General features: G+C 69.4%; 8 protein-coding genes. 2 read left to right on the top strand and 6 right to left on the bottom strand.

Annotation, left to right across the window (positions count from 1 at the left end; translation table 11 throughout):
• The coding region (locus V9U70_RS00210) for a DUF7779 domain-containing protein (protein WP_473828688.1) at positions 1 to 1,784 on the bottom strand (1,784 nt) is incomplete at its 3' end.
• A 207-nt stretch (positions 1,785 to 1,991) separates the two neighbouring features.
• Here V9U70_RS00210 and V9U70_RS00215 point away from each other — a divergent pair.
• A complete protein-coding gene (locus V9U70_RS00215) occupies positions 1,992 to 2,171 on the top strand; it encodes a hypothetical protein (RefSeq protein WP_336672331.1) in 180 nt (59 codons plus the stop codon).
• A gap of 305 nt (positions 2,172 to 2,476) precedes the next feature.
• Here V9U70_RS00215 and V9U70_RS00220 read toward each other — a convergent pair whose 3' ends face one another.
• The 3 genes from V9U70_RS00220 to V9U70_RS00230 form a co-directional block, all read right to left on the bottom strand.
• Positions 2,477 to 2,785: a Tn3 family transposase gene (locus tag V9U70_RS00220; RefSeq protein WP_336672332.1), complete on the bottom strand. Its 309-nt coding sequence runs from the start codon at positions 2,783 to 2,785 to the stop codon at positions 2,477 to 2,479.
• Positions 2,786 to 2,865: 80 nt separating this feature from the next.
• Entirely contained in the window at positions 2,866 to 3,351 is a 486-nt protein-coding gene (locus V9U70_RS00225; RefSeq protein WP_336672333.1) for a hypothetical protein, read from the bottom strand.
• A 16-nt stretch (positions 3,352 to 3,367) separates the two neighbouring features.
• Positions 3,368 to 3,613: a hypothetical protein gene (locus V9U70_RS00230; protein WP_336672334.1), complete on the bottom strand. Its 246-nt coding sequence runs from the start codon at positions 3,611 to 3,613 to the stop codon at positions 3,368 to 3,370.
• A 208-nt stretch (positions 3,614 to 3,821) separates the two neighbouring features.
• On the opposite strand from V9U70_RS00230, the gene V9U70_RS00235 reads away from it, so the two are divergent.
• Positions 3,822 to 4,406: a hypothetical protein gene (locus tag V9U70_RS00235; protein ID WP_336672335.1), complete on the top strand. Its 585-nt coding sequence runs from the start codon at positions 3,822 to 3,824 to the stop codon at positions 4,404 to 4,406.
• A gap of 83 nt (positions 4,407 to 4,489) precedes the next feature.
• On the opposite strand, the gene V9U70_RS00240 is transcribed toward V9U70_RS00235, so the two are convergent.
• Both V9U70_RS00240 and V9U70_RS00245 read right to left on the bottom strand, forming a co-directional pair.
• Positions 4,490 to 5,035, bottom strand: a complete 546-nt coding sequence (locus V9U70_RS00240) for a hypothetical protein (protein ID WP_336672336.1) — start codon at positions 5,033 to 5,035, stop codon at positions 4,490 to 4,492.
• The gene (locus V9U70_RS00245; protein ID WP_336672337.1) at positions 5,032 to 5,997 is read right to left on the bottom strand and encodes a site-specific integrase; all 966 of its coding nucleotides are present in this window, start codon (positions 5,995 to 5,997) and stop codon (positions 5,032 to 5,034) included. The genes V9U70_RS00240 and V9U70_RS00245 overlap by 4 nt, the downstream gene beginning before the upstream one ends.
• Positions 5,998 to 6,095 lie beyond the last annotated feature (98 nt).

Here is a 6,095-nt window from a genome sequence, read left to right on the forward strand (position 1 = left end):
TCGGCGAAGGCGGTGGCGGCACCGGCCGCATCCCCCGCCTCCCCCAGCCGGGAGGCGAGGTTGCTCCGAATGGCCAGGGTGTCGGGGTGGTCAGGGCCGAGGTGCTGGCGGGATGTGGCGGCCAAGTGCTGATAGTGGTCGCGGGCTGCGACGGCCTGGCCGCTTTCGCCGAGGCTGGCGCCGGCGCGGAGCAGCACGAAATGGGCGCCTGGCCGGTACAGGGCGTCTTCGCCGGTGTGGGTGAGGGCGGTGGTGTTGGCGCGCAGGGCCTGGGCGAGGCTGGTGTCGCGTTCGATGGCGGGCCAGGCGGCGATGAGTGCGTCGGCGGCGGTGCGGGTGCAGCGGTCTCGGTAGTCGCCGGGTAAGGGTTCGCGGACGGCACGCTGGATGAGCTGGTGGATGCGTACCGCCTGGTGCGGGGTGTCGGAGGTGTGGGACAGAAGGCTGAACTGTGCCAGGTTGGCCAGCGCATCGTCGGCGTCGTCGGGGTCGACGGCGGCACCGTTTTCCGGCGCCGGGGCGTGTGCGCCGGTGCTGCGGTGGGTGGCGAGGTGGGCCAGGACGGGGGCGTTGTTCAGGACGGGGGCGGGTATTCCGTTGGGGTCCAGCAGCGCGATCAGGTGCAGCAGGGGCCGGGCCAGTCCTTGTGGGGGCTGATGGTCGGCCAGTTCGATGGACATCTCCCACGCGGCGGCCACCGTCCTTCTCTGCTCATCGGGCAGTCCGCCCTCGGGCGGCAGGACGTGTGTGAGGGTCTTGGCCCGGTCCGCCAGGCGGCGGCGGTAGGCGGCACAGTCCAGCTTCCGGTTGATCAGGAAGGGGATGGCCTGGGACAGGGCCAGCGGCAGGTGTCCCATGTCGCCGGCCAGCCCGGCGATCTGGTCGGGGTCATCGGTGCGGCCGTGCTGGGCGAGTTTAGCTGTCAGGTAGGCGCTGGCCTGGTCGGGGGTGTAGAGCCCGATGTCGATACGGCGGCGGCCGGAGGTGTGGAAGGCGGCGTCGCGGTTGCGGGTGGTGACCACGCTCCGCCCGTGCGCCACGTCCGGTGGCCACAGCCCGCGCATCGCCCCGGGGTCGGGTACGTCATCTAGCACGATCAGCCACCGCGCCCCCGGCGCCGGTCCGCCGCCGCGTTCGCCGGGGGGCAGTCTCAGCCAGTCGCGGAAGAGTGCGGCGGCCTGCGGGTCGGCGGGGTCGGTGCCCAGGATCTGGGCCGCGGCGCCGGCGTAGGCGGCGGTGATCGCCTGCCGGGACGCGGCGGTCACCCACACCAGCACCTCCACCCGGCGCTCGTCGTAGGCGGTGCGGGCGTAGCGGGCGGCGAGCTGGGTCTTGCCGACTCCACCCATACCCACCAGTAACTGGCCCAGCACCGCCGTCCCACCGGCCGCGGCGGCTTCCAGCTGCGCGGTTTCGGGCCGGTCCTGATAGCAGTCCGCCACCGCAGGCACCGGCCCCAGCATCTGTCGCGCCGGGCGACGCCCGCCCCCGCCGGGCCGCTGGCCGGGCCTTCTGCTCTTCGCCGCCGCTGCGCGCAGCGTCTCCCAGCCGCCCACCGGGTCCCGCGGACACCCGGCCCCGGCCAGGCCCTTCAGCACGCCGACCAGGGTGTCCAGGCTCGTCCGGTTGGAGGGGACGGCCTTGCCGGTCAGCCAGTCGTTGAGGGTGGAGTCGCTCACCTTCGTGCGCCGGTTGAGCAGGTCGTGTGTCGGCTCGCCCGCAGCCCTGTACAGCGCGGCCAGCTTGAGGTGGAACTCCTGCACCGGATCGCGTGCCCCCGCCACCGCGTACTCCTCCCTTCCGGACGGCCGGTGTCCGTCCGGATGTCCATCCGGACCGGATGACCTCCGGAAAACACCCGCGCCCGGGCTGACCAGGATAGACAGCCGCGTTGTGCCGTGCGGGCGTTTCCGGCCCACCGGTACGCGATGCGCTCATGAACAGCACCACCCCAGCACCCGCTCGCGGGCTGTCCCCGGAAGGTGCCGCCCATGTCCGCCCTGCCCCAACTCCTCGACGGCGCCCTGCTGCCCGCCGGCGCCGCCGCCGCGGTGTACACCGGGACCATCGCCGCAGTCGCGCTGACCGCCGCTCTGGCCCGCGACCCTCTCCGCCGCCGGGACGCCCGCGAAACCCTCAAGGTCCTCCTTCGCAAGACCCGCGGCCAGTGACCACCCACGCGCGCAAGCCGCGACCTGCCGCCACTGGCCGACGCGGGTCACCGGCGTTCCTGGGCTGCGACGTCCCGGCGGGTGCTCATCTCCAGCGGTCGGTGCCGTACGGGCTGAGGCACAGCCAGGACAAGGCGGTCAGCCCTGCAGTCGGCTTTGCTCAGTCCTGGGGCTCCGGACCGCCCTCGGTTCTATGCCGCGTCTGCGCGCCCTGCCCATGGCTGAACATTCCGCACAAGGCGGTCCGGCCCGGAGCCATAGGTGGTGACTCCGGGCCGGACCGCTTTCGACGGTTGGGCCTGGCGTTATGTGTCCTCGCCCTCGTCGGCCTCCTCGTCGCTGCGGGGGTCGCGCAACTGGCGCAGGCCCGGCGCCGGCGGGCGGGTGAAGGCGTAGCGGCCGAGGAAGTTGATGTGGTCGTACTGGAGCGGAGAAAGCCGGGCGAGTAGTTCGTCGGTGACGGGGAAGCCGTCAGCGGCCAGCTGTTTGACGGCGGCGTCGATGTAGAGGCTGTTGAACAGGACCGGAGTTGAGGGCCAGGCCGGGGGCGCCGAGTTGGTCTTATCCGAACTAGCCCAGCTCGGCGGCAGGTTCGCCTGCGAACCGTCGTTCACCACGGAAAGTAGTCGTGGAGAAGTTGGGTGGACGGGTCCCGTCGGGAGTGTCGTGCACGTCGCCCGCGTGCGTCGCGGTCTTACTGGGAGAACACGTAGGTCCGGACGGGGTCGAGGTGCAGTTCGAAGGGCCCGAAACAGTCGGCCGCGAAGGTCGCGACCGGAGCGCCGCAGGGGCAGGCCCGGTTGAGTCCCTCGTCGCCTGTCGGTCCGCAGCACCCACTGCTGTTCTCCCAGTTGGGCAGTGGCTGAAGGCCGGCGGCGTCATCAGGGTGCACCAGCACTGTGTGTCGGCTGCCCGCCGAGATGACGAAGCCTTCTTCACGGCAGACCACAGGTCCGCGCGACTGAGCTGGCTTCGGGTCCTCCTGATCGTCCTGCACGACGTAGGGAGGTCCCCAGGGCTCGGGAGCAATCGCGTAGTGGCCCCGCGGAACGGTGGAAGGCGCCCGGCGTGTCTCCTTGTCCCGGTCGCGTACGTCGTCGGAGACGTCAGGGATGGCGGCAAGCTCGGCCAGCTCCGGCGTGATCGAGGTGCCGCACTTGGAACAGAGGAAGACGGTCATCCCCTCGTTGTAGTGCTCAGGACTGCCGCTTCGCATCCCCGTTTCGCTGCTCGGAGTCGATGCGCGCGACGACGCCACGGAGATCGGGCATGCCCAGATGGACGGTGGTGTGCCGGGCCGCGAGGTCGCGCATGGCCGCGAGCTTCTGCTCGGCCGCGGCGAGGCTGGCCTCGATCGCGGCGACCTCGCCGAGCCATCCCTGTTCCTTGGCCTCCTGGAGCCGGTCGAGCAGGTTCGCGTGGATCTCCTCCAAGCGGGGCATCTGCTCGGGATCAGGCCGCAGGACAGGGCAGCGGATGCAGGCTTATCCGAACCAGCCCAGCTGGCTCCGGCGGAGGCAGACGACGGGCGGGTTGCTGACTGTAGCGGTCAGAAATCTTGAGGTCGGTGGGGCGTCCGGGCGTGTCGCGCCGCCGGGTCGGATCAGGTCGTCTGTGACAAAGCCCCGGGACCAGGCGAGAATCCAGCGTATGGATGACGCGTTCACACTTCTTCGGCGGGCTGTCGAACTGCTGCCTGGGGACGCCATGGCGGAGAACGGGCAGTCGGTCGGGAACGTTCGCGAGGAGATCGCCTTCCAGGAATGGGAGATGGCGCTGGATGTGCTGATCGAGATCGCCGATGTCCATCCTGTGTCCGCCGGCTTCTGGGAGATGCCCGCCGAGGCCGCCCGGCAGATGATGCTCGACCGCAGCCGCCTTTGGTGCGAGTGGCGGGCTTGGGAAGTTAGGCACGGCACCGTTCGCGCGACGCTGACTTTGCTGGGCGCCGACGAGGGCGGACGCCAGAGCACCTTCTCAGGGGATGGGCGACTCAGGCCGCTGTGGGACATCGGCAACCGCACCGCAGACGGGCAACGAGATCTGAACATCCCAGGGTTCTGGGTGGAGTTCGCGCCGCAACTTGGTCCCGGAGAGACAGCCGACGTTCGTCTGGCCCCCCTTCAACCCGAGCAGTGGCGGCATCTCAAGTCTGGTGACGTGATAGCGATGCACGAGGCCCAACCTCTCGCTGGCATCGCCGAGATCATCGAGGTTCTTCCGCCAGGCGTCTGAGGCCCAGCCGGGTAGCCAGGTACCTGATCCAACTCCATGGGGTCCAGGTGCGAGAGCAGCGAGCACCCCGTGGCCGTCATTGCTTATGTGAGCTCAGGCAGTGGTCCGGAGTTCTTCGGGTAGCAGCCCTCTTCAAGCCTGAAGAGGTACTTCCGGAGGTCCGCGCCGAGCCCATCAGTGATATAGGCGGCAAAGTCCCTCAGTCCCTCCGAGGCTTCCCGCTCGTCAGACCTGTCGCTGGACGACCATCTGGGCAGGAGGGGCTCCAGGTACTCGGTGACCTGCCCACGGTCGCGCCACCAGTCCCGAACAGCCTCGGGTGTCCATCGACTGTCGCCGTCGCAGGCATAGCCGCGGTACGGATCTTCCTGGGCTGCTGTCACCAGGTTCAGGACCTCGGCCGTGGTCGCTGGCTGGCGATACACATATTCACCGAAGTACTCGCCGCCGTAGAGCACATGACGCGGTGCGTGCAGCCGGCCCGTCCAACAGTTATCGGCGATGCCGGTATAGAAGGGGCCAGGAACGTTCAACCAGAGCCGGTCCTCCCAACGCCCGCCGAAGGACGTCTCGGGCTCGCCTTCTGGAAGCGCCGCTATCGGTTCCCAGCACAGCTCTTCGTAGGTCATCCGCGAAGCTTAGGATTCGATGGGAAGGATGTCTCAGCGTCGGCGCTGCTGCGTCCGGTGTCGCGTCGGATGTCGGGCATGCCGAGGTGGACGGTGGACGGCTGAGTTGCACGGTCGCGCATGGCTTTCAGCTTCTGCGTGGCGGCGGCCATGGTGGTCTCGATGGCGGCGACCTCGCCGAGCCAGCCCTGGTCGCGGGCCTCTTGGAGGCGGTCGACGAGGTTGGCGTGGATCTCCTGGAGGCGTGGCATCTGGGCAGGGCCCACGCGGAGTAGGGGGCATCTGACACAGGCGTTTTCATGCTGGCACGGGGTCGCGTAGTCGCGGCCGCAGGTTCCCAGGGCTACCTTGCGGAGTTCGAAGTGGGCCAGGAACTCGTTCCACTCGGTGGTGGTGAGCTCGCGGTACTCCTCGCTGGGCCGTTCGGTTCTGCGACGGGCGATGAAGGCCCGGTGGTGGGAGATCACGTCCTCCGGGTAGATCGCGGCATAACCCATGGTCGTGTCCAGAGCGGCGTGTCCGCAGATTTTCGCGGCGATGTGCGGGGGCAGTCCGGAGCGGATGGCGTCGGTCACGAAGCTCCTTCTGAAGTCGTGGGGACGCCATTCGAGCGGGTCGCCGACCACGGTGATCTGGGCGGACTGCGAGGTCGCGACCAGGCGCTCGCGGATGTAGCTGCGGGTCAGCGGCCGGTCCTCGGTGCCGTACCGGCGTTGGAACAGGAACGGCATGGGTGGGCTCCAGGTCTGCTCGAACACGTCGTAGGCCGACACCAGCGGCAGAGCGGCGTTCCCGGCCCGGACCCGGAAGATGATCGCGGTCAGCACCTCCGCCAGCTCCGGGGAGACCAGCAGCAGTCGCTCCGCATCGGTCTTGGACGGGGCGACCTGCAGCATCGGCACCACCTCGCCGGTGGTGGGCAGGGTGTAGGCGATGAAGCTGTGGTGGGTGAGCTCCAGCATGGGCCTTGACCCCGGATGTTGGACACGGGTTATGTGGCTGCTGCCACTGCGTGATGCCCGGGTCGGCCCGCGGCGGCACCGCGGCCTCGCGGTGCGCT

Origin of the sequence: Streptomyces pratensis (assembly GCF_037137275.1) — a bacterium.
GTDB lineage: Bacteria > Actinomycetota > Actinomycetes > Streptomycetales > Streptomycetaceae > Streptomyces > Streptomyces pratensis_B.

Coding starts and splice junctions, on each gene's coding strand:
- V9U70_RS00245 (WP_336672337.1), bottom strand. CDS start 5,997: ATGCTGGAGCTCACCCACCACAGCTTCATCGCCTACACCCTGCCCACC.
- V9U70_RS00225 (WP_336672333.1), bottom strand. CDS start 3,351: ATGACCGTCTTCCTCTGTTCCAAGTGCGGCACCTCGATCACGCCGGAG.
- V9U70_RS00230 (WP_336672334.1), bottom strand. CDS start 3,613: ATGCCCCGCTTGGAGGAGATCCACGCGAACCTGCTCGACCGGCTCCAG.
- V9U70_RS00235 (WP_336672335.1), top strand. CDS start 3,822: ATGGATGACGCGTTCACACTTCTTCGGCGGGCTGTCGAACTGCTGCCT.
- V9U70_RS00215 (WP_336672331.1), top strand. CDS start 1,992: ATGTCCGCCCTGCCCCAACTCCTCGACGGCGCCCTGCTGCCCGCCGGC.
- V9U70_RS00240 (WP_336672336.1), bottom strand. CDS start 5,035: ATGACCTACGAAGAGCTGTGCTGGGAACCGATAGCGGCGCTTCCAGAA.